This window comes from Microbacterium sp. NPDC059771, from assembly GCF_042732495.1.
In the GTDB taxonomy this organism is placed as follows: domain Bacteria; phylum Actinomycetota; class Actinomycetes; order Actinomycetales; family Microbacteriaceae; genus Microbacterium; species Microbacterium sufflavum.
On sequence record NZ_JBHWHK010000002.1, the window covers coordinates 677308 to 702594 of the forward strand.

Below are 25287 nucleotides of genomic sequence, written 5' to 3' on the forward strand. Positions count from 1 at the left end.
CGCTCAGCCGCCGAGGTTCTCCAGCACGTAGTCGATCGAGCGCGTGAGCTGACGGATGTCGTCGGGCTCGATGGAGACGAACGTCGCGACGCGCAGCTGATTGCGTCCGAGCTTGCGGTACGGCTCGGTGTCGACGATGCCGTTGGCGCGCAGCGTCTTCGCGATCGCTGCCGCGTCGATGCTGTCGTCGAAGTCGATCGTCGCGACGACCGGCGAGCGGTGTGCCGGGTCGGACACGAACGGCGTCGCCACGGTGGAGGCCTCGGCCCAGTCGTACAGCACGGAGGACGACTCCGCGGTGCGCGCCGCAGCCCAGGCGAGGCCGCCGTTGTCGAGGATCCACTGCAGCTGGCTGTCGAGCAGGTGCAGCGTGGTCAGCGCCGGGGTGTTGAGGGTCTGGTTGAGTCGGGAGTTGTCAACCGCCTGCTTGAGGCTGAGGAACTCGGGGATGTAGCGGCCCGAAGCGGCGATGCGCTCGATGCGGTCGACCGCGGCGGGCGAGACGGCCGCGAACCACAGTCCGCCGTCCGACCCGAGGTTCTTCTGCGGGGCGAAGTAGTACACATCGGCCTGCGCGACGTCGAAGTCGATGCCGCCCGCCGCGCTCGTCGCATCGATCACGGTCAGGGCCCCGTCGGCGTCGACGCGCGACACCGGAGCGCTCACGCCGGTCGAGGTCTCGTTGTGCGGCCACGCGTACACGTCGATCCCGTCGACGAATGCGGCCTGCGTGCGGGATCCCGGCTCCGCTCTGCGCACGTCGGGGGCCTCGAGCCACGGGGCCCCGGCGGCGGCGGCGAACTTGCCGCCGAACTCGCCGAACACGAGGTTCTGGCTACGGCGCTCGATGAGGCCGAACGCCGCGGCATCCCAGAACGCGGTGGAGCCGCCGTTGCCGAGCAGGATCTCGTATCCGTCCGGGATGCGGAACAGCGCGGCGAGCCGCTCGCGCACGCTGCCGACGAGGTTCTTCACGGGCGCCTGACGATGCGAGGTGCCGAGGATCGACGAGCCGGAGGAGAGCAGCGCCTCCAGCTGTGCGGGCCGCACCTTCGAGGGGCCGCAGCCGAAGCGCCCGTCAGCGGGCAGGAGGTCACCGGGAATCTCGATCGCCATGGGTCGATTCTAGGGGGAGCGCACGGGGCCGCCCCGCCCGCGGTCGATCCGATGTCCCCGCGGGAATGTAGGCTTGCCTAAGAACTTCGGAGGGCCCGCACATGACCGATCTGATCGACACCACGGAGATGTATCTCCGCACCATCCTCGAACTCGAGGAGGAGAACATCGTGCCGCTGCGCGCGCGCATCTCCGAGCGGCTCGGCCACTCCGGACCGACCGTGTCGCAGACGGTCGGGCGGATGGAGCGCGACGGGCTCGTCGTGGTCTCCGAGGATCGTACGCTCGAGCTCACCGACGCCGGTCGCCGCAAGGCGGTCGACGTGATGCGCAAGCACCGTCTCGCCGAGCGCCTGCTGTCGGATGTGATCGGACTCGACTGGGCGTTCGTGCACGAAGAGGCCTGCCGCTGGGAGCACGTGATGAGCGAGCAGGTGGAGCGCCGCCTCGTCGAGCTGCTCGGGCATCCCACGGAGTCGCCCTACGGCAATCCGATCCCCGGTCTGGATCAGCTCGGCGACCTCCCGGCCCGGACGTTCGATGAGGGCGTCATCGGTCTGGTGCAGCGTCTGAACGCGGCGGGCGAGCCCGTCGAGGGCACGGTGCGTCGTCTGGCCGAGCCCGCGCAGGTCGACCCCGAGCTGCTGGAGCAGCTGCGCGATGCGGGCGTCGTACCGGGGGCGCGCGGTGACTTCCGGTTCAACGAGGGCTACGTCCTCATCCAGATGGACGGCAAGGACGAGGGGCTCGAGCTTCCCGTCGAGCTCGCGTCGCACATCTTCCTGGTGGGCGAACCGGCCTGATCGCGCCGCAGAATCGCGGTTCGTCGCGCACCGTCTCGGGGCGTCGGACGGCCTCACCGAGGATTGCCAGTTTCCCAGGGTGACATGATCGTTATCTTCCGGTAACCTCGGTCAGGTCCTCAGCGAAGAAGCCCGTTGGGGATGGACCGCGAAGATACGCCTTCAGGCTCATCGTCTTCTCGGCACGGATGACTCTCGTACCCGATTCCCCATCCGCGCCATCGAGGAGAGCGCCGATGAGCCAGCACACCCGAGGTGCGAAGGCCCAGGAGGACCACGTTTTGGCCGCAGACATCGAACCGACCGAGAAGACACCTGAAGATCGAGTTCCGGCTCGCCGCACCCCACCGAAGGTGACGGCGCGAAAGGTGGTCAAGCCTCTCCGGTCGGTGGCGATCTTCGGTGCCGTCGGTGCACTGGTCGCCGCCGTCGCGCTTCCCGCCTACGCCGCGTCCAAGCCGGCCGACGCCGCCACCACGACGGTGCAGCAGCTCGCCGCGGTCGACGCGCAGTCGCTGGTCGTCGCTTCCGAGGCGACCTCCGCTCCTGTCGTGCGCGGCACCTTCAGCGCGACGACTCCCGACGAGATCGCGAAGAAGAAGGCCGAGGAGGCCGCTGCCGCTCGCGCCGCGGCCGCCGCCACCGCTGCGGCTTCGTCGTCGGGCGGTCGCTTCAACACGGCCGGCTACGCGCTCACCGCGCCGGGCTCCGGCGAGGTGCGCTATCCGCTGCCGCTCGGCTCGTGGCACGTCAGCCGCACCATCGGCGGCGGTCACAACGGCATCGACATGCTCGCACCCGCGGGCACCCCGATCTACGCGGCTGCGGCCGGCGTCGTCCGGGCTTCGGCCGAGAACATCGGCGGCTACGGCGTGTGCGTCATGCTCGACAGCGTCATCGGCGGCCAGCGCGTGCAGACCACGTACGGCCACATGCTCTACGGCTCGCGTCAGGTGCAGGCCGGCCAGAGCGTCGCGGCCGGTCAGCTCATCGGCTACGTCGGCAGCACGGGACGTTCGACCGCGAACCACCTGCACTTCGAGGTGTGGATCAACGGCGGCCTGGTGGAGCCGGGCAACTGGCTCTCGATCAACGCCGGCTGACGGACACACCTCCGATCGTTCACCCGCTGTTGCGCCCTGCCCCCTGTGGGATGGGTTAGCCTGAACCCGTCGTCGAACAGGCGGGAGAGGCTGATGGAGCGAATACCGACCATCCGAACCATGGATGTCCTCGGTCGTCACGTCCTTCAGCATCGCCCGCAGGGATGCCGCGGTCCGGCCGCGCGCGAAAGGCGCTGTCTTTAGACAGCGCCTTTTTTCGTCCCTGCGTGCACTCCACCACCTGTGCGATGCCGTGTGAGTCGAGAGTGCCGGGAAGCCGTCCCGGCGGATCGAGAGGATGACGAATGCGCACACTGGTCCTGAACGCCGGGTACGAGCCGCTGGCGATCGTGTCGTTCAAGCGAGCACTGGTCCTGGTCATGAATGAGAAAGCGACCGTGATCGAGCGCGTCGAAGACGACCCCGTCTGGGGGACGCACGGTGTCTACGACCGGCCAGCCGTGATCATCCTGTCCCGCTACGTGCGGGTGCCGACCGGGCGACGTGTTCCGGTCACCCGGCGCGGGGTGCTCCGCCGCGACGACCACCGCTGCGGCTACTGCGGCAAGTCGGCATCGACCATCGACCACGTCCTGCCCCGGTCGCGCGGGGGAGCGGACTCGTGGGAGAACCTCGTCGCGTGCTGCCTGCGGTGCAACAACCTCAAGAGCAATCGCACGCCGCAGGAGATGCGGTGGCAGCTGCGGTTCACGCCGCGCCCACCCCACGGCACCGCCTGGACGGTGCGGGGGTCCGAGCGGAGCGACCCGCGGTGGGAGCCGTACCTCGCCCTCGCGGCCTGACCCTGAGCGGCCGAGGGCGCGCATCCCGGTCCCGTAGACTGGGTGCGCGCCCTCGTAGCTCAGCAGGATAGAGCAGCCCTCTCCTAAAGGGCAGGTCGCAGGTTCGAATCCTGTCGAGGGCACCCTTCCCGCGATCCCGTCGTCACGGCTTCCCGCGGCGCCACAGCGCGGACGGCCACCAGATGGCCTTCCCGATGTCGTACGTGAGAGCGGGCACGAGCAGCGAGCGCACGACGAACGTGTCGAGCAGGACGCCGAACGCGACGATGAACGCGAGCTGCACGAGGAACAGGATCGGGATCACCGAGAGGGCGGCGAACGTCGCAGCGAGCACGAGGCCGGCAGAGGTGATGACGCCCCCGGTGATCGAGAGCCCGCGCAGGATGCCCTCGCGTGTTCCGTGCTGCTTCGACTCCTCGCGCACGCGGGTCATCAGGAAGATGTTGTAGTCGATGCCCAGGGCCACGAGGAAGACGAAGCCGTAGAGCGGGACGGCCGGGTCGGCGCCGGGGAACGCGAAGATCCCGTTGAACACGAGCGCGGACACGCCGAGCGCGGTTCCGAACGACAGCACCGTGGTCAGGATCAGCAGCACCGGGGCGAGGATCGACCGGAGCAGCAGCATCAGGATCAGCATGATCACGAGCAGGATCACCGGGATGATGAGGTTGCGGTCGTGGATCGAGGCATCGTTCGTGTCGACCGATGTGGCCGTGACGCCGCCCACGATCGCACCGAGGTCGTCGAGCTCGACGCGCAGCTCCCGCACCGTCGCGGCAGCCTCGGCGGAGTCCGCTGCGTCGGTCAGGGTCCCCTGCAGCAGCACCTGACCGTCCACGACCGTGGGATCCGGCGCGGGGGTTCCCGGAGGGCCGACCGCCGTGATCCCGTCCTCGTCGATCGGCGCGGAGCCGCTCGGGGAGTCGGCGGCGGTCACCGTGACCCCGTCGATCCCGTCGTTGGACAGGAGCACGTCCGCCGCGTCTTGCATGCGCTCCTCGTCGACCACGACCGACACCGGGCTGCCCGACCCGCCGGGGAAGTGCTCGCCCAGCGCGACCTGCCCGTCGCGCGCCTCAGACGCTCCGAGCACGAGGTCGGACTGCGGCACTCCCACCGCGTCGAGCTGGGTGACTCCGGCGGCTCCGGCCAGGAGCACGAGCGTCGTCACGATCCAGATCACCCGGGGGCGCCTCTTCACCGCGCCGGCGAGGCGAGCCCACAGCCCGGTGGTGCGCATGCCGTGCTCCTCCGCGACGACCTCGGGCTCGAGACGGGGCCGGCGGGGCCAGAACACCGCGCGCCCGAAGAGCAGCAGCAACGACGGGAGCAGTGTGAGCGCCGACAGCATCGCGAACACGATGCCGATCGCGGCGACCGGCCCCAGCGTGCTGTTCGACTTCAGGTCGCTGAGCAGCAGGCACAGCAGTCCGGCGATCACGGTGCCGCCTGACGCGACGATCGGCTCGACCGAGCCCTTCCACGCGGCCCGCAGCGCGACGCCCTTGTCCTGCGCGACGCGCAGCTCTTCACGGAAGCGGGCGACGAGGAGCAGCGCATAGTCGGTCGCGGCGCCGATCACGAGGATGAACAGGATGCCCTGGGTCTGTCCGCTCAGCAGCAGGATCTCCCACTTCGCCAGCCACCACACCACCAGGAGCGCGACGCACAGCGCGAACAGACTCGTGGACAGCACGACGAGGGGCAGCAGGAACGACCGGTAGACCAGGACGAGGATCACGAGGACCGCCAGCAGCGCCACCCCGAGCAGGAGGCCGTCGATCCCCGAGAAGCCGGCGACCAGGTCGGCGCTGAAACCGGCCGGTCCGGTGATGTAGACCGTGACCCCGTCGGGGACCGCCGCGCGCAACTCCTCGCCGAGCGCCGTGGTGGTGTCGGCGAGTTCCGCGTCGCCCTCGATCGGGATGAACGCCTGCACGGCCTTCCCGTCGTCGGAGGGGAGCGCGGGCGAGACGTCGTCCGCGACGCCCTCGACCGACGGAGCGTCGGCGACCGCATCGCTGATCGCGTCGAGCTCGGTCTGCGTCAGCTCCTGGTCCGAGGTGAACACCGCGATGGCCGGGATCGCGTCGCTGTCGTTGAACTCGCCCAGGAGCTGTTGCACGGTGGTCGCGTCGGCCGATTCGGGCAGGTACGTGGTCTGGTCGTTCGAGGAGACCTCGTCGACCTTGCCGAACAGGGGGCCACCGAACGACGCCCCGGCCAGCCACACCAGGATCAGCAGGACCGGGAGGAAGACCCGCAGCCACGAGTGGCGACGGACGCGCTCTCGGGACGGCGGGGTCGGCGTTTCGGCGGGGCGGGACATCGGGTTCCTTTCGGGAGGAGGTGGGTTCGTCGCGGGGGCGTCGGAGTCAGGAGACCCAGGCGAGGATGAGGATCATCGTGGCGAGGAAGCCGGCGACGTAGTTGAGGGCGATGAAGCGGCGCCAGGCGCGGTTGGTCCTGCCGGAGGTGTGATCGGTGACGTTCCACCACGGTGCGGCGTTCACGATGTAGGGCACGGCGAGTACCGCCGCGAGGGGGCCGGGCCAGGGCGTGAGGAGCATCGCGACCCCCGCCACCGCCCAGAGGCCGATCGCGAGGCGCACGGTGGCTCGGGCACCGATCACGGTGGCGATGGACGAGATGCCGCCCTCGCGGTCCGGCCCCACGTCCTGCACGGCGCCGAACGCGTGCGCTGCCATGCCCCACAGGAAGAACGCGCCGAGCGTGACCACGGTCGCCGCCGAGACCGGAGCTCCCGCGAGGGCGAGGCCGACGATGGCCGGGCTGACGAAGTGGGTGCTCGACGTGATCGAGTCGAGGAACGGCCGTTCCTTGAAGCGCAGCACCGGCGCGGAGTAGGCGATCACCGCGAACACGCTCACCGCGAGCCACCACCACGACGCAGGGTTGCCGACCGCGAACAGGTAGACGAGGAACGGCACGTTGGTCGCGGCAGCGGCCCACAGGGTGGCGCGGTGGATGCGCGGCGACAGCAGTGCTCCCTCGATCCCGCCCTTGCGCGGGTTCGCCAGGTCGGACGCGTAGTCGAACACGTCGTTGATGCCGTACATCGCCAGGTTGTAGGGGATGAGGAAGTACAGCGTGCCGATGACGAACGTGGGGTCGATCTCGCGCGTGCTGAGCAGGTAGGCGGCGGCGAACGGGAAGGCGGTGTTGATCCAGCTGATGGGCCGCGACGACAGGAGGATCTGCGCGATGTCGTGTCCGACTCCCGTGCGCGGCACGGACGCCCGGCTCATGCGCGCTCCTCCCGTTCGGTGGCGGCTGCGGTCGCTGCGGCCGAGGTTCCCCTACGGGAACGTCGCGCCCGCAGGGCGGTCCACACGGCGGGCAGCAGCAGCACCGCGGCGACCGGATAGGCGAAGTCCTCCAGCGGAGCGAGACCGATGTGCACGCCGACGAGATGTGCGGGGGAGTAGTGGAAGAGCCCGGTCGCGATCATGACGGTGTCGAACACGGCCGTGAGCGCCAGGAGGGTCAGGGCGGTGGCGGCCAGAGCGCCGGCGTGGGGACCGCGCCGGGCCACGAGCCCGGCGACGAGGCCGCCCGTCGCGGCGACGGCCAGGAACACGGCGGACAGCTGCAGATACGTCATCGGGCGACCTCCGCGCGGGGCGACCGTGCGCGGCGGCGCTCCATGATCCGCACGGCACCGCCGTACAGGACCATGGTGCACACGACCAGGAACACCAGGAAGACCGGCTCCTCGATCGGCAGCTCCGGGGCGAGGACGATGCCCGTCGCGATCACCGCATCACCGCGGAAGAAGATCCCGGCGGCGATGCCCGCCACGTCCCAGACGAGGAAGAACGCGACCCCGAGCACCGTCACGACGGCCGCGGCGAACACGTCGCGCCAGAAGAACAGGCGGAAGCGCCAGTCCAGCAGCAGCATGCACCCGAGCGACACCAGCAGGGTGCCGAGGTAGATCGCGCCGGTCACGGCCGGGCCGTCCGTTCCGAGGGCGCCGGCTCCGGGAGGGGACCGGGCGAGTGGTCGCCGCGGATGCGCTTGAGCACCAGCTCCGCGCTGATCAGGCACATCGGCACGCCGACCCCGGGCGCCGTCGTGGCGCCCGCGTAGTACAGTCCGCGGACTCGGCGCGACGCGTTCTGCGCGCGGAACATCGCGCTCTGCGACAGGGTGTGCGCCGGGCCCAGCATTCCGCCGCGCCAGGAGTGGTAGTCGTCGTGGAAGTCGGCAGGTCCCACGGTCTCGCGCACCACGATGCGTTCGCGCAGGTCCGGGATCCCCGCCCACGAGGAGATCATGTCGATCGCGGCGTCGGCGGCCGCTTCGATCTGCGGCGAGCCGGATCCGTCCGATCCGCCATGGCCGAGGTCGACATCGGCGGGCACCGGGACGAGGACGAAGAGGTTCTCGTGGTCGGGGGGCGCGACGTCGGCGTCGGTCGCGCTCGGGCGGCACACGTACGTCGATGCCGGTGCGGGGATCTGCGGGGTGCGCCCGAAGATCGCGTCGAAGTTCGCGTCCCAGTCGTCGGTGAAGAACAGGGAGTGGTGCGGCAGCTGCGGCAGCGATCCCCGTACCCCGAGCATGACCAGCACCCCGCCGGGCCCGCTTGTCCGCCGCGCCCACCACGACTCGGGGTACGACTGCAGCGACGGCGGCAGCAGCGCGGTCTCCGTGTGGTGCAGGTCGGCGCCGGACACCACGATGTCCGCCTCTTCCACGTGCTGGTCTCCGTTGGGGTCCGTCCACCCCACGCCCCACACGTGCGTCCCGGCGCTGTCGTCCCGCGTGAGGATGCCGGTGACCTCGGCTCCCGTCACGATGCGGACGCCCGAGTCCTCGGCCAGGGCCGCGATCCGCTCGACCACGCGCCAGAATCCGCCCTGCGGGTACAGCACGCCCTGATCGAGGTCGAGCGCGCTCATGAGGTGGTACATCGCGGGGGCGCTGCGCGGATCGGTGCCGAGGAAGACCGCCGGGTAGCCCAGGATCTGCCGGAGCACGGGGTGGCGGAAGCGCCGGGCGGCGAACGACTGGAGTCGGGTTCCCAGGAGGGAGAACAGGCGGGGGAGGGCGCGCAGCACTTCCGGGGCCGCGAGGGAGCGCGTGCGGGTGAACGGGTTGTAGAGGAAGTAGCGCTGCGCCATGGTGCCCGCGTGGTACGCCGAGTCGAGGTAGCGGTCGAGCGTGGCAGCGGAGCCCGGCTCGAGGTCGTCGAACAGTCGTCGGACGGCATCGCGGCCCGCGGGAACGGTGACAGCGCCCTCCGCCGACTCCGGTGCGCGGAAGACGCGGTACCCGGGGTCGAGCAGCGTCAGGTCGAGCTGCTCCTCGGTGCTGGTGCCCATCATCCGGAAGAAGTGGTCGAACACCTCCGGCATCAGGTACCACGAGGGGCCGGAGTCGAAGCGGAAGCCCTCGCGTTCGAGCGTTCCGGCGCGTCCGCCCACCCGGTCGTTGCGCTCCAGCACCACGACCTCGTGCCCGTCGCGGGCGAGGAGCCCCGCGGTCGCGAGCCCCGCGACACCGGCACCGATCACGACGACGCGGCTCATCGGTCACGCTCCCACGCGGTGGTCGCGACGGCCCGTGCCGCGAGCAGCGCCTTCACCGGGTCCGGCACACGCACACGGCGGCGGTAGAGCTCGGCGGCGGGGGTCTTCGCGACGCGGCGGGTGAGTGCGGCGAACAGCGCCAGCGCGCTGCGGACGGCCGCCCTCGCGTCCTTCGGCAGGAGGGGGATCGCGGCGCGGGCGTCGGCCAGCTGGCGTTCGACCGTGGCGACCCAGGCGTCGCGGTCGGCGTCCGTGAGCCGTTCGGTGCCACCGAGGTAGCCGCGCTGGAGGCGGTCGGTGTCGTCGGCGAGGTCGCGCAGGAAGTTGACGTTCTGGAACGCGGCTCCGAGCCGCCGGGCTCCCCGGTGCAGGATCTCCAGATCCTCCGGGGTGCGGTCGGCATCGCGGAGGAACACCTGCAGGCACATGAGCCCGACGACCTCGGCCGAGCCGTAGACGTAGGCGGCGTGGGCGTCCGCGTCGTAGGCGGTGAACCCGGCGTCGCGGGAGATGTCGGCACGCATGGAGTCGAAGAACGGCCCCGTCAGGTCCTCGCCGATGGCGCACTCCCTCGCGGTGCGGGCGAACGCGTGCAGGATCAGGTCGCTGCTGTACCCGGTGCGCATGGAGCGGTGGGTCTCGGCGATATACGAGTCCAGTGCCGCGGCCTGCGCCGAGGCGTCCAGCCCCGCCTCGGCCGCGACCCCGTCCACGATCTCGTCGGCGATACGCACCATGGCGTAGATGTTGCGCACGTGCTGGCGATGCCGCGTGCCGAGAAGCCGGGTGGCGAGACCGAACGAGGTGGAGTAGGTGCGGATGACGTCGGTGGTGGCGATCTCGGCGGTGCGACTGAAGCGGCGCAGGGCGGCGGGATCCGGGCGTTCGACGGGGCGGGGGCTCATCGGCGGCGGCCCTCGATGCGGTCGGCGATCGCCAGGATCGTGCGCCCGGCCGCGGGGCTGAGCGTGCCGGACTCCTCCGCCTCGGCGAGCACGGTCGACACGGCGGTGAGCTGCTCCTGCACGAGTCCGCGGACGAAGCGCTCGGCGCCGCACTCGCGCAGACGGTCGCGGATGTCGCCGGCGTCGGACGCGCTGAGGTCGGCCGTGCCGAAGCGCAGCTCGATGCTCGGCCAGTGGCTCGTCATGCGCGCGTACGCGATGATCGCGGTCTCCTTGCCCTCTCGGAGGTCGGAGAAGGCGTCCTTGCCGTGTGCGTGCGGGTCGCCGAACACCGAGAGGAGGTCGTCCTGCAGCTGGTACGCCAGTCCGAGGTGGGTGCCGATCTGGGTGAGCTGCTCCTCGGCTTCCGCGCTGGCTCCGGCGAGGACGGCAGCGGCGCGCAGCGGCAGCACGAAAGAATAGGTCGCGGTCTTGGACGCGCTCGTGGCGAGGATGGTCCGCAGGTCGGGCGTGACGATGCCATCGCTGAGGGCGACGTCCGCGTGCTCACCCGCGACGGTCTCGAACACGGTGGTGTCGAGCAGGGCCAGCAGCCGCTCGCGGCCGTCGGCGCTCACCTCGGCGCGGGCGAAGCCGAGCACCGCGGTCGACAGGAGCAGATCGCCGAGGAGGATCGCGCTCGCGCGTCCCCAGTGCAGGGCGGCGGCCGCGGTCTCGTCGGGGCGCCGCGCCACGAGGGAGCCGATGAGGTTGGGCCGCCCGCGCCGCGTGAGGTCGCCGTCGATCACGTCGTCGTGCAGCAGGAACGCGAAGTGCAACAGCTCGACGTGCGCGGCCACGTCGATCGCGCCCTCGGTCTCGCGTCGGGTGGGCACGGTCGTCGCCAGCGCGGGGAAGAGCTCCATCAGCATGAGCGGACGCAGGAGCTTGCCGCCGAGGGCGTGCTGGGCGGCCTCGTTCCAGAGCGCGGCGAACTCGGCCCCGTGATGCTCGGCGGCCACGGCGCGCTCGGCGAAGCGCCGCCGCAGGACCTCCTCGATCCGAGTACCGAGGTCTTCGTGCGTGATGGTCGTGCTCATGGCTCAGACCTCACCGAGGCTGCGGAGGCGTGGCAGTTGCTCGACGATCCACGGGCTGAACGCGAACGGGGCGAGGGCCACGGCCTCGGCCAGCGCCGCCGGGTCGACCCAGGCCCATTCCGACACCTCCTGCGGGTTGGCGACGGGATCGTGATCGAGCACGGCGACGTGCACGGGGCAGATCTCGTTCTCGACGATGCCGCTCGCATCCACGGCGCGATAGCGGTAGTCGGGGAGGACGAGGCGGACCTGGTCGACGCGGAGGCCGAGCTCGTGCAGGCCGTGCCGCCGCACCGCGTCCGCCATGTCCTCGCCGGGCTGAGGGTGTCCGCAGAAGCTGTTGGTCCAGACGCCGGGCCAGGTGCGCTTGGTCAGGGCGCGCCGCGTGACGAGGACGCGCCCGGACGGGTCGAGGACGTAGCACGAGAAGGCCAGATGGAGGGGGGTGTCGAACGTGTGGACCTCGTGCTTGGGAAGGACGCCGACGGCTGTCCCGTCTTCCGCGAGGAGCGTGACCTGTTGCATGACTTCCCCGTCCTTTAGCTAACTTGGTGAAATATCAACTTAGCATGAATCTGTTCGTGTGTAACATGATCGCATGGACACCGAGCCCCGCACCACCCTGCGCTCCGGGGCGGCTGTGGCCGCGGACTCCTCCGCTGAATCGGCGTCGACGGAGAGCGCAGACGGGCTGAGTCACGGATCGATCTACCACGTCGACGCGAGCGACCCGCGCAGCACACTGATCGATCGCACCGGGGTGCCCCCGGAGGATCTGCGCCAGATCGCCCTCGTCATGGAGGCGCTGAGCGATCTTCGAGACGCCGAGCAGCGGCTGTCGCAGGCCTCGCGGCGATACATGCAGCTCAACGAGACCGACATGCGCGCGCTGCACTATCTGATCGTGTGTGCCAACCGTGCGATGGTCGCGACCCCCAGCGGCATCGCGCATCACCTGGGCGTGTCCACGGCGGCGACCACCAAGCTCCTCGACCGGCTGGAGAAGGGCGGGCACATCCGGCGGTCGCCTCATCCGACCGATCGTCGTGCGCTCGCCATCACCATCACGCCGGAGACGCGGCACGCCGCGATGGAGACCGTCGGCCGACAGCAGGCGAAGCGCTTCTATGCAGCCGCTCGGCTGTCTTCGGCCGAGCGTGATGTCGTGATCCGCTTCCTGAAGGACATGACGGAGGAGATCACCCTCCGCGATGAGCCGTGGGCGACGGCGGGCGCAAAAGAAGATCCCGCCCGACCGTGAGGTGGGGCGGGACCGTGTCACTGGGCCGCTTTGTAGGCTTCGAGGATGGGGGCGGGGATCCTCCCGCGTTCTGAGAGCGTGTAGCCGTTCTCATTCGCCCACGCGCGGATTGCCGCGACTTCGGGGTTGCGTGCCGGCCGTTTCCGGGTGGAACTCGAGCGCGACGGCGCGGATGATCCGCTCCCGGCGCGGCGGCCCGCGGAGATATACGGCTCGAGTGCGGCGCGCAATTCCTCCGCGTGCGCCGCGTTCAGATCGATCTCGTAGGACGTTCCGTTCAACGAGAAACGCACGGTCTCGCCTTCACCGACCTCCAGGACGCTGCCGTCGATATCGTCGACCAGTTGATGCACAATTCTTCTCGCCATGAATGCGACTGTACCTGCGGCACGCAAACGCAGCAATAATTCATGGTCGCTCGGCCGGAGAGAGAAGCAGTTCAGGGGAGAAGACCGGCGCGGCGTGCCTTCGTCACCGCGGCGTGCCTCGTCGAAGCATCGAGCTTCGACATCGCGGTCCCCAGATATGCCTTGACCGTTCCCTCTCTCAGGCCGAGCTGCGCGGCGATCTCGGCATTCGTCGCGCCGAGCGCCGCGCACGCGAGCACATCCGTCTCCCGAGGGGAGAGGTGCACCACCGGCACCGGGGCGGTGGTGGGCGGCACGGTCTCACCGGCAAGGGTGAGCAGACGCCGCTCCACCTGAGCCAGACGCGCGCGCACATCGACGTCCTCGACCGCGGCGGCGATGCTGCGCAGTTCGGCGAAGCTCTCACGCAGCTCCTCGCGCTGCGGCGCCGCGACGGTCGGCGGCGTTTCCGTCGCCGCACGGAGCCTCCGCTGCACCTCGTCCCTGATGCGGAGCTCGTCCGCCACCGACTGCGCCACCTGCATGGCGGGCGCCGTGGTCACCCCGCCGACCTGCGCGTGGTCCCAGGCACCGGCGTACAGAACGCCGCGCGAGCGTCCCTGCACCACGATGGGCAGGGCCAGAAGCGTGCGCAGCCCCTCGCCGAGGACGAAGACGTCGTAGTCGTGCGTGATCTGCCGTGAGGAGCCGTAGTCGCTGGTCATGCGCGGCCGCAACTCCATCATGGCGCGCCCGCCGAGACCCCGTTCCGGTCGGACGCGCAGCCCGTCGAGCGACCGGGTGCGGGCCCCGACGATGCTGGTGACGCTCACCACGCCCTCTTCCACGAGACCGCCGAAGGCCACGGGGAACCGTGTGCGTCGTGCGAGCTCGCGCACCGCATTGGCGACGAGATCCGCCTCGGTCTCAGCGGCGATCGGAGAGGTCACGGAATACCTACTTTCGGGGGTGACGGCGCCGTTCCCCGTTTCGTAGCGTCGACCCTACCATTCGGGCGGATCGAGCCGCGCGAGCACGGGACATGTGGCAAGGAGGCCCCATGAACGACCATCAACCGACCCCTCAGAGCGGAGCGATCGACTACGTCGCCGTCGAACAGTCTCCGCGATTCGTCCGGCTGAAGCGAACGCAGAGATCGTTCATCTTCCCGTTGGCTGCTTTCTTCCTGGTCTGGTACTTCGTCTATGTGCTGCTGGCCGCATTCGCGCGCGACTTCATGGCGCAGCGGGTGTGGGGCGATATCACGGTCGGTCTGCTCTTCGGACTGGGACAATTCGTCACGACATTCGCGATCACCATGGCATATGTCGCATTTGCAAATCGCAGACTCGATCCGCTGGCGACCGAGATCAGGGATGAACTGGAGAAGGCGCAGGCCGACGCATGATCGGTATTCGGACGGCTACCGACACCGTCGCCCTCGAGATCAATCCGGTCTTCAACATCTCGATCTTCCTGGCCTTCGTGGCGGTGACCCTGTTCATCGTCATCCGCGCGAGCAGGAACAACAAGACGGCGGCGGACTACTATGCGGCGGGGCGTTCGTTCACGGGGCCGCAGAACGGGTTCGCGATCGCCGGCGACTATCTGTCCGCCGCGTCTTTCCTCGGCATCTGCGGTGCGATCGCCATCAACGGGTACGACGGCTTCCTCTATTCGATCGGGTTCCTCGTGGCCTGGCTTGTCGCGCTCCTGCTGGTGGCCGAGCTCATGCGCAACACCGGGAAGTTCACGATGGCGGATGTGCTGTCGTTCCGCTTGAAGCAGCGCCCGGTGCGCATGGCGGCGGCCATCACCACCCTGGCGGTGTGCTTCTTCTACCTGCTCGCGCAGATGGCCGGCGCCGGCGGGCTCGTCTCGCTGCTGCTCGGCATCGACGGGCGCGTCGGACAGTCGATCGTGATCGCGGTGGTCGGCATCCTCATGATCGTGTACGTCCTGATCGGGGGGATGAAGGGAACCACGTGGGTGCAGATCGTGAAGGCGGTCCTGCTCATCGGCGGCGCTCTCGGGATGACGATCTGGGTGCTCGCGCTCAACGGGTTCAGCCTCAACACGCTGCTTGAGGCTGCGGTCGCCAACTCCGACAAGGGTGACGCGGTGCTCGCGCCCGGATTGCAGTACGGGGCGAATCCGTGGGACTTCCTCTCCCTCGGCATGGCCCTGGTGCTCGGTACCGCCGGTCTGCCGCATGTGCTCATGCGGTTCTATACGGTGCCGACGGCCAAGGAGGCGCGGCGGTCTGTGGTGTGGGCCATCTGGCTCATCGGCGGTTTCTACCTGCTGACGTTGGTACTGGGCTACGGCGCCGGCGCGCTCGTCGGAGCGGATGTGATCGCGGCAGCACCCGGTGGGGTGAACTCGGCGGCACCGCTCCTGGCGCTGCAGCTCGGCGGCCCCGTGCTGCTCGGTTTCATCTCGGCCGTCGCGTTCGCCACGATCCTCGCGGTGGTCGCCGGGCTGACCATCACGGCTGCGGCGTCGTTCGCCCATGACATCTATGCCAATGTGATCCAGAAGGGACGCAAGGATGCCGCGGGGAACCCGGTCGAGGCCGATCCGAACGGCGAGGTGCGCGTCGCCCGTCGCACGGTCATCGTGATCGGCATCCTCGCGATCGTGGGCGGTATCGGCGCTCAGGGGCAGAACATCGCGTTCTTGGTGGCGCTCGCCTTCGCCGTCGCGGCGTCGGCGAACCTGCCGACGATCCTCTACTCGTTGTTCTGGCGGAGGTTCACCACGCGTGGCGCGGTGTGGAGCATGTACGGCGGCCTGGGCTCGGCGATCCTGCTGATCGTCCTGTCTCCGGTCTTCTCTGGGACGCCGACGTCGATGATCCCCGGCATCGACATCGCGGTGTGGCCACTCAACAATCCGGGGATCGTCTCCATCCCGTTGGGCTTCCTCCTCGGCTGGCTCGGCACGGTCACGAGCACCCGACGCGAGTCGCCCGAGCTCGCTGCGGAGATGGAGGTCCGTTCCCTCACCGGCTTCGGTGCCGAGAAGGCGGTGGACCACTAGAGACCCCGTCGCCTCGGCGGAACAGGGAGGTGGACCCGGCGGCCTACTCGCCGGGTCCACTTCTCTGCGGGGTCGGGTGCGTGGGGTCGGGAGGCTCAGTGGGACTCGAGGTCGAGGAGGAATCGTTTGCGGTCGGGGTGCGCGCCGTACTGGCCCGGTGATCCGTCGGACCGCACCACACGATGGACCGGGACGATGATGGAGAAGGGCGTGACGCGGCAGGCGGTGCCGACCGCTCTGGCCGCTCCGGGGTGGCCGGCGAGGATCGCGACCTCCCCATAGCTCATGGTCTGCCCCCACTCGATCTCGCAGATGGTCTGCAGCGCTCGCCGCGCGAAGCCGTCCGTGAGTCGCCAGTCGATGCGCAGGTGCGTGTCGAACCGCACCGGATCGCCGTCGAAGTAGTCGAGGAGCAGCTGCGCCAGTTCGTCGGCGGCGCCGGGGGCAGGGGCGGGAACGGCGCCCAGCTGCCGAGACACCCCCTCCAGCAGCCAGGGGACGCTCGGGTCTTCCGACTCGGAGAGGTCGAAGCGCACGATGCCCTCGTCGGAGAACACGGCGAGGGCATCGCCGAACGGCGTCGGGGCGAAGTCGTAGCGGAAGCTCATGGCACCATCCTGGTGGGCGCGGCCGATGAGGACGATGCTGCGCTCGTCGCGATTCACGGACCGTGGAGAACCTGAGCCGAGGCCTTGGCGGGGGAGGGAGGGTGAACGCGGGACGGATGCGCGGATTTTCGGCGGAAACCCGCCAGGGATACCGGCCTCCGGCGGTCGCGCGCCTAGGGTGTGAGTGTGTGGCGACGTGAAGGGAAGTCTGCGGACGGCACGGCGGCGGAGACCGCTGTGCCTCTCGGCGACCTCCACGAGACCTCGACCGGCGTGGACATCGCGCATGCCGCCGAGGCCGAGCGGACGAGGCTGAAGGCGGAGGCGGCTGATCTCGGAGGTCCCTCCCCGCTCACCAGTTTCCGTGACGGGCCGGAGTCCGGCATCGACATCTCCAAGGCCCACCCCGGCAGCCTCCCGCAGTTCATCACCGGCAAGTCCACGCTGCTGTCCAATCTCTTCCGCGACGAGGTGGGACTGCGCACCGCCCGACTCGCGGCCGAGCGCATCACCGCGAAGAACACCGAGCTGCGCACGGTCCGTGGCATCGAGGCCGTGCACCTGGCGGTCGGTGTCGCGCGATGGCGGATCGGTGGCGCGTGGTTCGCCGCGCCCGTGCTGCTGCGGCCGCTCGCGATCCGCCGTCACCATACCGACTTCGAGCTCAAGCTCCAGGGCGCCTTCGAGGTGAACCCCGAGCTCGTGCGCATCGCGAGGGAGCACTTCGGTCTCACGATCGATGCCGATGCCCTCGCTGCTCTCGCGTACGACGGCGGCATCTTCAAGCCGCAGCCGGTGATCGACAGTCTCCGCGCGCTCACGCGATCAATCGACACCTTCTCCGTCGAGCCGCGTCTCGTCGTATCGACCTTCGCCGACGTCGGTTCCGCCATGTCCCGCGATGGCGCAACCCTCGACCACACCGTGCTCAACGCTCTCGGCGGCCACGTCGGGGATCGCGAACAGCTCGCTGCGCCCCGGGCGGTGCCGCATCACACGGGCCCGGACGATCGTGCCCCCGCGTCGGACAACCTTCTTCTGGATGCCGACGCCGAACAGGAGGCGGTGCTCGCACGCATCGCGGCCGGGCACTCGTTGACCGTGGCGACGCTTCCGGGGACCGGGGGCACGCAGACCGTCATCAACGCCATGGGCGAGCTGGTCCGGGCGGGCAAGCGCGTGCTCGTGGTGTCAGCGCGACGGTCCACTCTCGACGGCGTGCGCCACCGTCTCGCCGGCATCGGGCTGGACAGCCTCGCCGTGTCGCCCGCCAGCGTGCGACGCGACCTCGTGAAGGCGATCGGCCGCAACGAGAAGGCGACGGCGCCGAAGGTGAGCGAGGTCGACGACGCACTCGTCCGGCTCCGCACTGTGCTGCGCGACTACCGTGAGGCACTGACGTCACCCGTGCCGGGGCTCGACGCCTCGGTCCTCGACGCCACGCGCCATCTCACCCGCCTCGCCTCCCTTCCGGTTCCGCCCTCGACCACAGCGAGGCTGGGGATCGACGCGCTCCGGCGACTCGCCGCCGATCGGACGGACGCGGCCGAGGCCCTCGCGCACGCGGCTCGTCTCGGCGAGTTCCGCGTCGGGCCCAACGACTCTCCCTGGTACGGCGTCACGTTCGCCAGCACCGAGGCCGCCCGTGCCGCACACGAGCTCGCCGGGCGACTGCACGCGACGAGCGTCCCGGCCCTCCTGGAGCGCGGCTACGAGCTGATCGCACAGACGCATATGCGCCCCTTCGCCACGATCGACGAGCTCGGCGAGTACCTCCGCCTGCTGCAGGGCATCCGCGACACGCTCGATCGCTTCAGCCCGACCGTGTTCGAGCGGCCGCTCGGCGAGCTCATCCAGGCGCACGGCTCACGACGCGATACGCCGGGGATGTCCGGCGCGAACCGTCGTCGGCTGCGACGGCTGGCGAAGGAGTACGTGCGTCCGGGTGTGCACGTGACCGAGATGCACGAGGCGCTGCTGCGCATCCAGACGCAGCGCACGCAGTGGCAGCGCTATGTCGATGCGGGCGTCGCTCCGGAGATCCCGCTCGGGCTCGCCGACGTCTACGTGGCCTGGCAGCGGGTCGAGGCGGAGCTGGCGGAACTGGATGCGGCCCTGGGACGCCGTGAGCCTCTGTCCTCCCTCCCGGTCGCGCGGCTGGTGCGGATGCTGGCGGGTCTCGCGGCGAAGTCCGAGGTGTTCGAGAACCTCGTCGAGCGCGCGCAGCTGCGCGACAAGCTGGCTCTCCTCGGGCTGGAGCCGCTGCTCACTGAGCTCTCGGTGCGACATGTGTCCGAGGCCCAGGTGGGGGAGGAGCTCGAGTTCGCGTGGTGGCAGTCGCTGCTGGAGCGGGCGCTGCAGGACAACCGGTCCCTGCTGGGTGCGAACACGGCCGTCGTCGACCGGCTCGAGCGCGACTTCCGGCTTGTGGACGAGGCGCATGCGGCGATGGCGGGACCGTTGCTGGCGTGGCAGCTGGCCAACCAGTGGCGTATCGCGATCGTCGACGAGCCGCAGCAGTCGCAGCATCTGCGCCGTGCGCTGACCCAGCCGTCGACCACGACCGCGGAGGTCGTGAGCGCGGCGCCGACCCTGGTCGACGTGCTCGCCCCGGTGTGGATCTCGTCGCCGTACCTCGTGCCGGAGATCCCTGACTCGGTGGAGTTCGACACCGTGCTGCTGGTCGACGCCGCTGCCATCAATCTCGCGGAGGCCGCCCCGGCGATCCGTCGCGCGCGCCAGGTGGTCGCGTTCGGTGATCCGGTGACACAGCGGCCCACGCCGTTCCACATCGCCGTCGATCCGTCCGAGGAGTGGGAGGCCGAGGTCCCGTTCGACGAGGTGTCGGTCTTCGAGCGCCTGTCCGAGCTGCTGCCCGTGATGACCCTCACCCGGAGCTATCGCGCGGGTGGTGAGGACCTCGCGGAGCTCATCAATGACGCGTTCTACGGCGGGGAGATCGTCTCCCTCCCGTGGGCCGGGTCCTATCTCGGCCGAGGCAGCCTCACGGTCGACTACGTGGAGGGGGGAACGGGCACTCCCGACCCCGTCTCCGGAGCGGTCGAGAGCCCGGACGCCGAGGTCGCGCGGGTGGTCACGCTCGTGGTGGAGCATGCCGTCCACCGTCCCGCCGAGTCGCTCATGGTCGTCACGGCGAGCACGCGCCACGCCGAGCGGGTGCGCGCGGCGGTGACCTCCGCGTTCGCCGGTCGCTCGGATGTCGCGGACTTCGTGGGCCGTGACACCGCCGAACCGTTCGCGGTCCTGACGCTCGAGGAGTCGGTGGCGGAGAGCCGCGACCGCGTGATCTTCTCGCTCGGATTCGGTCTGACCAAGCACGGACGGGTGCTCAGCGACTTCGGCGACCTGTCGACCCCGGACGGCGAGCGTCTGCTCACCGTGGGCATGACCAGGGCGCGCCGGTCGATGGTCCTGGTGTCGTCGATCCGGCCGTCGGCGTTCGACGACGGTCGGCTGGAGCACGGCGCCGCCACCCTCATGTCGATCCTGGGCGGTCTGGCCACGCGCGCGCGTGACGCACGTCTGGAGGATCTCGCCGATCCACTGACGCTGGCCCTCGCGCGGGAGCTGCGACGACTCGGAGCCTCGGTCGACGTGGACTACCGGGGACTGCTTCCGCTCGTGGCGCAGCATCGGGGCAAGGCGGTCGTGATCGAGTCCGACCCGGAGTCGCGCGGCGAATCGTTGCGCGAGACGCTGCGCCTGCGCCCGCACGTGCTCCGCCGCCTCGGGTGGCACTATGTGCGCGTGCACGCGTTCGACCTGTACAGCGACCCGCGCACCGTGGCGACGCGCATCGCGTCCGTGCTCGGCATCGCGGAGTCGACGGCTCGGGCCGAGAACGACACGCAGCCCATCGACCTCGGCGACCGCGGGCGTGAGTGACAGCGGCGACGCGGAGCCTCGGCAGCGCGTGGTTCGGGTGCCCGGGGCTCGCCGGGCCCGGTTGACACCGGTTCCGGGGAGCGACACGGCCCCTGAGGCGGCGACCACCGCGACCGGCGACGAACGCCGGACCGCTCCCGCGGGCGCCAAGGGCCCGAACGACGAGCAACTCCTGCGCGACGTGCCGCCGCACTACTGACACGGCAGTGCCCTGCACAAGAAAGACGCACGGCCCTCGGGAGGGCCGTGCGTCGTGAGTTCTGTGCCGCGTGGGGGCGCGGCCCGGTGTCAGGCGCCGCGCTGCTGCTTCTGCAGCAGGTCGCGGATCTCCGCGAGGAGTTCGGTCTCGCTGGCCTGGGCGGCCTCCTCGACGACCGGGTTCTTCTTCGCGCGACGCTCCTTGTAGATGTTCATCGGCATCACGAAGGCGAAGTACACCACGATGGCGACCGCGAGGAAGCTGATGATCGCGGTGATCAGGTCACCGATCGGGAAGGTGACCTCCTGCCCGTACAGGCCGGTGATCTTCGGGCCGAACTTCCCCGCTGCGTCCGCGACGAAGAACAGCGACACCAGCGGATTGATGATGCTGGCGACGATCGCGTTGACGACGGCGGTGAACGCACCGCCGATCACGACGGCGACCGCGAGGTCGATGACGTTGCCGCGCAGAATGAACTCTTTGAATCCCTTGATCACGGGAAACCCCCAAATATCGTGCGACCTCAGTTCGAGGCCGGGGTCGATGCGGCGGTCGTTTTGGCCCCCGTCGTCGAACCCGCCTTCGATGATGCCGAACCCGTCGCGGATGTGCCACTTCCGGCACGCGAGTCCGTGCGGTAGAAGCCGGAGCCGTTGAAGGTCACACCGATGGAGCCGTACTGCTTGCGCAGCGGGCCGCCGCACTCGGGGCAGACCGTGAGCGCGTCGTCGGAGAAGCTCTGGACAGCGTCGAACTGGTGCCCGCACGTCGTGCAGGCATAGGCGTAGGTGGGCATGGGGTCCTTGCGGTTCAGCGTCGCCGGGGCGACAGGTTCAGGGTCTGCGTCGGGGTGACGATGCCGTCCACCGGCTGATCGTGCACCTCCCGCGGCAGTGCGTCGAGTATCTCGGAATCATAGATGACGGCATACACGGGCGGGCACTTCTCCATGGAGCCGATCGTCTTGTCGAAGTAGCCGCGTCCCCAGCCCATGCGCATGCCGGAGCGGTCGACGGCGGCGGCGGGGACGATCATGAGGTCGACGTCGTTCACCGCGATCGGGCCGAGCACCTCGCCGGTCGGCTCCGGCAGTCCGTGCAGACCCTCGGCGACCTCGTCGGTGTCGTCGGCGACCGCCCAGTCGAGCAGCCCGTCGGCGCGCGTGACGGGCAGCAGCACGCGGATTCCCCGCCGCACAGCGCGGGTCACGAAGTCGCGCGTCCCGGGCTCGGTGGTGGTCGAGAGGAAGCAGGAGATCGACCGTGCGCCGAGCTCATCCACCAGCGCGTCGAGGCGTTCGCCGATCGCGTTCGCCGCCGCCTCACGCTGCGGGTCGGAGAGGAGTTGACGCCGTTCACGCAGGTCTGCCCGAAGGGCTCGCTTGGCGTGCTCGACGTCTTTCCACATGCTCCGAGTCTAGGGCGGGGCCCGGCGGTAGGCTGTGGGGATGGGTAACGAGAAGATCAAGGCCGTCATTCCCGCCGCAGGACTGGGGACCCGCTTCCTGCCAGCGACGAAGGCGATGCCGAAGGAGATGCTCCCCGTCGTGGACAAGCCGGCGATCCAGTACGTGGTCGAGGAGGCTGCCGATGCCGGCATCGAGGACATCCTGGTGATCATCGGGCGGAACAAGAACGCGATCTCCAACCACTTCGACTCGGTACCCGAACTCGAGGTCAAGCTCATGGAGAAGGGCGACACCGGTCGGCTCGAGCGCGTGATGAAGTCGAGCGATCTGGCCGACATCCACTTCGTGCGTCAGGGCGAGCCCAAGGGGCTCGGGCACGCGGTGCTGCGTGCCCGCACGCACGTCGGTGACAGTTCGTTCGCCGTGCTGCTGGGTGATGACCTGATCGACGAGCGCGACCCGCTGCTCACGGAGATGATCGCCCAGCACGAACGCACGGGCGCGGCCGTCATCGCGCTCATGGAGGTCGACCCGGACAGCATCCACATGTACGGCGCCGCTGCCGTCGAGCCGATCGAGGGATCCGACGCGGTGCGGGTCACCGGTCTCGTCGAGAAGCCCGCCAAGGAGGATGCGCCGTCGAACCTCGCGATCATCGGCCGCTACGTGCTCCCCGCGTCCGTCTTCGAGATCCTCGAGCGGACCGAGCCGGGCAAGGGCGGCGAGATCCAGCTCACCGACGCGCTGCAGGAGCTCGCGACGGCCGAGGGCGGTCCCGGCGTCGTCGGCGTGGTGTTCGGCGGGCGCCGCTACGACACGGGTGACCGTGTGGACTACATCAAGGCGATCGTGCAGCTGGCGACCGACCGCGATGATCTCGGAGCCGAGCTCCGCCCCTGGCTGAAGGACTTCGCGGAGCGCCTCTAGGCGATCGCGCGGGCGGTCGGGGTGCGGCATGGAGATGATGGCGGGGATGCGGCACGGGCCCGTTGAGCTGCGCCTGATCAGGACCAAGGACGCCAGGCCGCTTCAGCACGAGCTGCTGACGAACCGGTCGTGGCTGCAGCCGTGGGAGGCGACAGTGCCGCATGGCGCCGTGTCGTTCGACATGCGCCTCAGCATCCGGCGACTGCTTCAGCAGTACCGCGACGGCGGTGGCTATCCGTTCGTCATGGAGTGCGACGGTGAGATCGCGGGGCAGCTGAACGTGTGGGGAGTGGCGCGGGGATCCCTGTGCTCCGCGACCATCGGCTACTGGGTCAGCGAGCGGTTCGCCGGGCGGGGGATCACTCCGACCGCTGTCGCCCTCGCGACCGACGCCTGCTTCACGGAGTACGGTCTGCATCGGATGGAGATCTGCATCCGACCCGAGAACGCCGCGAGTCTCCGCGTCGTGCAGAAGCTCGGCTTCCGGTACGAGGGCCTTCGTCGCCGGTACATCCACATCGATGGCGACTGGCGCGATCATTACGCTTTCGCACTCACCCGGGAAGACGTGCCCCAGGGTGTGCTCGCCCGCTGGCTGAGCGGTCAGGTCCCGCCTGAGGCCGCGGCCGTCCCTCCTTCGGACCGCATCTCGCTCTGATCCAGTCCTATTCCGCCCGGACACACCGCGACACGCGCCCGGCTGCACGGCGGCGCCACCCCGCTGCCCTTACCGTTGTCGTTATGGACGGGCCGGTGCTGAGCGGGGGAGTGATCGTGCTCGTCGCCGTGCTCCTGTGGATGCTCTATCTCCTGCCGTCCTGGCGCGGACGCTTCCAGTACAACGCCGCGGAGCGCAACGCCGTGCGGCTGAACCAGGCCCTCCGCGTGCTGGCAGAGACCAGTGAGACGCCGAGCGAGGTGCACGTCGAGCTCAATGCCCGGACGGTGCTCGCTCAGCAGAAGCTCGCGAAGCGCGTGCAGTCGCAGCGCGAGGCGGCCGAGCTCGAGGCGTTGCGCGAGCAGCTCGCTGCCACCAAGGCGGACCCGGCGGTCCGGCGTGCACGCGCGCGTCGGCGCACGCGGATGCTTGCGACGTCCACGCTTCTGCTCGGCCTCGTCGCCGCCGGGTTCGGCGTATGGCAGCTCCTTGCCGCCGGATCCTCCGTGCTCCTGTGGGTGGGCGGCGCGCTCACCCTCATCGCCGCACTGATCCTGCAGCGCATGGCGTCGGTGGCGGTACGCGCGGCTCGCCGACCCCGGGTCGCGGTGCCGGCGGAAGCGCAGCGCGTCGCTCCGGAGCTTCACGACCAGGGGCGGGCGACCTGGACGCCGCGCCCGCTTCCCGAACCGATGGTCTCGGTCACCGGCTCGCGAGCGCACGTCGCGCGTGCCGAGATGGATGCGCAGCAGGCGCGACGTGACGCCGCGCGACGCGCCGAGCTGCGGGAGCGCGCTGAGCGCCTCGCTCCCGCTCCCCCCGTCGCGATCCCCGCACCCGCGGCGGATTCTCCGTACGCGCGGATGGGTTTCGTGGACGACGCCGAGATCGAGGCGCACGTTCGCGAGCTTCTCGCACGGCGAGCGGCTGGTTGACTGCGCCGACACGAGCACCCCGCGCATCGTGATAACGTAGAACTCGTTCACGGGCCTATGGCGCAGTTGGTAGCGCGCCTCGTTCGCATCGAGGAGGTCAGGGGTTCGAATCCCCTTAGGTCCACAACAACACATGAAGAAGGCCGCCGGGTCACCGGCGGCTTTCTTCGTCTCCGCCCGAGGCTTCCGTTCCGTCCGCAACATCATCTCGGCGCGAATGGTTCGATGCCGCAGCAGAACGTGAGCGCGCGTCGCGGACCCGTCGCCCGGCGACCGCTGCGTAGGATCCGAGCCGGAATCCGCCGGGTGGGGGTGCGACACGCCCGGGCGGATGGGGCGATTTGCCCGACCCCCGGAATCCACGTAAGTTATTACCTGTTCGCCCCAAACGGTTGAGCGGAGGTCCTCGGACCGGCTCCCGTCAAGCATCGAACACCTCCCGATTCCAGAAGAGCTCGATAGAGCAATCCGGATGAAGGTGCTGACTCGTTCCCTCGAGCAGGTCGCCGAACGGCGATTTGACAACGGAAACGGGATGGCTAAGATAGAGAAGTTGCCCTGCGGGCCTGGTTGTGATGGCTGGGTCGTGGGAGCATCCGATCCTTGAGAACTCAACAGCGTGCACT

At 69.6% G+C, this 25287-nt stretch carries 27 protein-coding genes and 2 tRNA genes; 13 read left to right on the top strand and 16 right to left on the bottom strand.

Annotation, left to right across the window (positions count from 1 at the left end; translation table 11 throughout):
* Positions 1–3 precede the first annotated feature (3 nt).
* Positions 4–1116, bottom strand: a complete 1113-nt coding sequence (gene serC / locus ACFV3I_RS17190) for a phosphoserine transaminase (RefSeq protein WP_136037069.1) — start codon at positions 1114–1116, stop codon at positions 4–6.
* Positions 1117–1217: 101 nt separating this feature from the next.
* On the opposite strand from serC, the gene ACFV3I_RS17195 reads away from it, so the two are divergent.
* The 4 genes from ACFV3I_RS17195 (at position 1218) to ACFV3I_RS17210 (ending at position 3947) form a co-directional block, all read left to right on the top strand.
* Positions 1218–1919, top strand: a complete 702-nt coding sequence (locus tag ACFV3I_RS17195) for an iron dependent repressor, metal binding and dimerization domain protein (protein WP_378823757.1) — start codon at positions 1218–1220, stop codon at positions 1917–1919.
* 368 nt (positions 1920–2287) lie between these two features.
* Positions 2288–3022 carry a M23 family metallopeptidase gene (locus ACFV3I_RS17200; protein ID WP_240744570.1) on the top strand — a complete coding sequence of 245 codons (735 nt, stop codon included), beginning with the start codon at positions 2288–2290 and terminating at the stop codon, positions 3020–3022.
* Positions 3023–3327: 305 nt separating this feature from the next.
* On the top strand, positions 3328–3825 hold the full coding sequence (locus ACFV3I_RS17205; RefSeq protein ID WP_136031557.1) for an HNH endonuclease: 498 nt from the start codon (positions 3328–3330) through the stop codon (positions 3823–3825).
* 48 nt (positions 3826–3873) lie between these two features.
* A tRNA-Arg gene (locus ACFV3I_RS17210) sits at positions 3874–3947 on the top strand.
* Positions 3948–3967: 20 nt separating this feature from the next.
* On the opposite strand, the gene ACFV3I_RS17215 is transcribed toward ACFV3I_RS17210, so the two are convergent.
* Genes ACFV3I_RS17215 through idi form a run of 8 tightly spaced genes read right to left on the bottom strand, consistent with a single transcriptional unit; the run spans position 3968 to position 11892 of the window.
* The gene (locus ACFV3I_RS17215; RefSeq protein ID WP_378823760.1) at positions 3968–6154 is read right to left on the bottom strand and encodes an MMPL family transporter; all 2187 of its coding nucleotides are present in this window, start codon (positions 6152–6154) and stop codon (positions 3968–3970) included.
* A gap of 46 nt (positions 6155–6200) precedes the next feature.
* Positions 6201–7094 (bottom strand): prenyltransferase, encoded by an 894-nt coding sequence (locus tag ACFV3I_RS17220; protein ID WP_378823761.1) that lies wholly within the window; start codon positions 7092–7094, stop codon positions 6201–6203.
* Entirely contained in the window at positions 7091–7450 is a 360-nt protein-coding gene (locus ACFV3I_RS17225) for a lycopene cyclase domain-containing protein (RefSeq protein ID WP_378823763.1), read from the bottom strand. Before ACFV3I_RS17225 ends, ACFV3I_RS17220 begins: the two co-directional genes overlap by 4 nt.
* Positions 7447–7749: a lycopene cyclase domain-containing protein gene (locus tag ACFV3I_RS17230; protein WP_206253531.1), complete on the bottom strand. Its 303-nt coding sequence runs from the start codon at positions 7747–7749 to the stop codon at positions 7447–7449. Before ACFV3I_RS17230 ends, ACFV3I_RS17225 begins: the two co-directional genes overlap by 4 nt.
* Before the next feature lie 44 nt (positions 7750–7793).
* On the bottom strand, positions 7794–9383 hold the full coding sequence (gene crtI, locus ACFV3I_RS17235; protein ID WP_136046247.1) for a phytoene desaturase family protein: 1590 nt from the start codon (positions 9381–9383) through the stop codon (positions 7794–7796).
* Entirely contained in the window at positions 9380–10288 is a 909-nt protein-coding gene (locus tag ACFV3I_RS17240) for a squalene/phytoene synthase family protein (protein WP_206252998.1), read from the bottom strand. Before ACFV3I_RS17240 ends, crtI begins: the two co-directional genes overlap by 4 nt.
* Positions 10285–11367, bottom strand: a complete 1083-nt coding sequence (locus tag ACFV3I_RS17245; protein ID WP_136031569.1) for a polyprenyl synthetase family protein — start codon at positions 11365–11367, stop codon at positions 10285–10287. Before ACFV3I_RS17245 ends, ACFV3I_RS17240 begins: the two co-directional genes overlap by 4 nt.
* A 3-nt stretch (positions 11368–11370) precedes the next feature.
* Positions 11371–11892 (bottom strand): isopentenyl-diphosphate Delta-isomerase, encoded by a 522-nt coding sequence (gene idi / locus ACFV3I_RS17250; RefSeq protein WP_247637584.1) that lies wholly within the window; start codon positions 11890–11892, stop codon positions 11371–11373.
* 73 nt (positions 11893–11965) lie between these two features.
* Between idi and ACFV3I_RS17255 the strand changes: the two genes are divergently transcribed.
* Positions 11966–12628: a MarR family winged helix-turn-helix transcriptional regulator gene (locus ACFV3I_RS17255; RefSeq protein ID WP_247637583.1), complete on the top strand. Its 663-nt coding sequence runs from the start codon at positions 11966–11968 to the stop codon at positions 12626–12628.
* 17 nt (positions 12629–12645) lie between these two features.
* Here the strand turns inward: ACFV3I_RS17255 and ACFV3I_RS17260 are convergent, their stop codons facing one another.
* Entirely contained in the window at positions 12646–12996 is a 351-nt protein-coding gene (locus ACFV3I_RS17260; protein ID WP_378823766.1) for an Lsr2 family protein, read from the bottom strand.
* A gap of 71 nt (positions 12997–13067) precedes the next feature.
* Positions 13068–13925 carry a LuxR C-terminal-related transcriptional regulator gene (locus ACFV3I_RS17265; RefSeq protein ID WP_136037066.1) on the bottom strand — a complete coding sequence of 286 codons (858 nt, stop codon included), beginning with the start codon at positions 13923–13925 and terminating at the stop codon, positions 13068–13070.
* 110 nt (positions 13926–14035) lie between these two features.
* On the opposite strand from ACFV3I_RS17265, the gene ACFV3I_RS17270 reads away from it, so the two are divergent.
* Positions 14036–14383 (top strand): DUF485 domain-containing protein, encoded by a 348-nt coding sequence (locus tag ACFV3I_RS17270; protein ID WP_136037065.1) that lies wholly within the window; start codon positions 14036–14038, stop codon positions 14381–14383.
* Entirely contained in the window at positions 14380–16017 is a 1638-nt protein-coding gene (locus tag ACFV3I_RS17275; protein WP_206253002.1) for a cation acetate symporter, read from the top strand. Before ACFV3I_RS17270 ends, ACFV3I_RS17275 begins: the two co-directional genes overlap by 4 nt.
* 95 nt (positions 16018–16112) lie before the next feature.
* Here ACFV3I_RS17275 and ACFV3I_RS17280 read toward each other — a convergent pair whose 3' ends face one another.
* Entirely contained in the window at positions 16113–16682 is a 570-nt protein-coding gene (locus ACFV3I_RS17280) for a methylated-DNA--[protein]-cysteine S-methyltransferase (protein WP_308194327.1), read from the bottom strand.
* 129 nt (positions 16683–16811) lie between these two features.
* Here ACFV3I_RS17280 and ACFV3I_RS17285 point away from each other — a divergent pair, with 129 nt between their 5' ends.
* Together ACFV3I_RS17285 and ACFV3I_RS17290 are read left to right on the top strand one after the other, a co-directional pair.
* Positions 16812–20531 (top strand): AAA family ATPase, encoded by a 3720-nt coding sequence (locus ACFV3I_RS17285; RefSeq protein WP_378823767.1) that lies wholly within the window; start codon positions 16812–16814, stop codon positions 20529–20531.
* Positions 20532–20559: 28 nt separating this feature from the next.
* The gene (locus tag ACFV3I_RS17290; protein WP_366626569.1) at positions 20560–20730 is read left to right on the top strand and encodes a hypothetical protein; all 171 of its coding nucleotides are present in this window, start codon (positions 20560–20562) and stop codon (positions 20728–20730) included.
* A gap of 89 nt (positions 20731–20819) precedes the next feature.
* Here the strand turns inward: ACFV3I_RS17290 and mscL are convergent, their stop codons facing one another.
* The 3 genes from mscL to ACFV3I_RS17305 are packed head-to-tail and all read right to left on the bottom strand — an operon-like array spanning position 20820 to position 22140.
* Positions 20820–21230 (bottom strand): large conductance mechanosensitive channel protein MscL, encoded by a 411-nt coding sequence (gene mscL, locus ACFV3I_RS17295; protein WP_136031587.1) that lies wholly within the window; start codon positions 21228–21230, stop codon positions 20820–20822.
* 26 nt (positions 21231–21256) lie between these two features.
* Positions 21257–21529, bottom strand: a complete 273-nt coding sequence (locus ACFV3I_RS17300) for an FmdB family zinc ribbon protein (RefSeq protein WP_136031589.1) — start codon at positions 21527–21529, stop codon at positions 21257–21259.
* Positions 21530–21543: 14 nt separating this feature from the next.
* Complete coding sequence (locus tag ACFV3I_RS17305; protein WP_136031591.1) at positions 21544–22140, bottom strand: 5-formyltetrahydrofolate cyclo-ligase; 597 nt, start codon at positions 22138–22140, stop codon at positions 21544–21546.
* A gap of 40 nt (positions 22141–22180) precedes the next feature.
* On the opposite strand from ACFV3I_RS17305, the gene galU reads away from it, so the two are divergent.
* From galU to ACFV3I_RS17325, 4 genes are all read left to right on the top strand, one after another.
* Positions 22181–23068: a UTP--glucose-1-phosphate uridylyltransferase GalU gene (gene galU, locus ACFV3I_RS17310; RefSeq protein WP_136031593.1), complete on the top strand. Its 888-nt coding sequence runs from the start codon at positions 22181–22183 to the stop codon at positions 23066–23068.
* 46 nt (positions 23069–23114) lie between these two features.
* Positions 23115–23726: a GNAT family N-acetyltransferase gene (locus ACFV3I_RS17315; protein WP_136031613.1), complete on the top strand. Its 612-nt coding sequence runs from the start codon at positions 23115–23117 to the stop codon at positions 23724–23726.
* Between the two features lie 83 nt (positions 23727–23809).
* Positions 23810–24661: a hypothetical protein gene (locus ACFV3I_RS17320; protein WP_136046239.1), complete on the top strand. Its 852-nt coding sequence runs from the start codon at positions 23810–23812 to the stop codon at positions 24659–24661.
* Between the two features lie 51 nt (positions 24662–24712).
* Positions 24713–24785, top strand: a tRNA-Ala gene (locus tag ACFV3I_RS17325).
* Positions 24786–25082: 297 nt separating this feature from the next.
* Here the strand turns inward: ACFV3I_RS17325 and ACFV3I_RS17330 are convergent.
* On the bottom strand, positions 25083–25287 hold a 205-nt coding region (locus tag ACFV3I_RS17330; RefSeq protein ID WP_378823769.1), incomplete at its 5' end, for a hypothetical protein.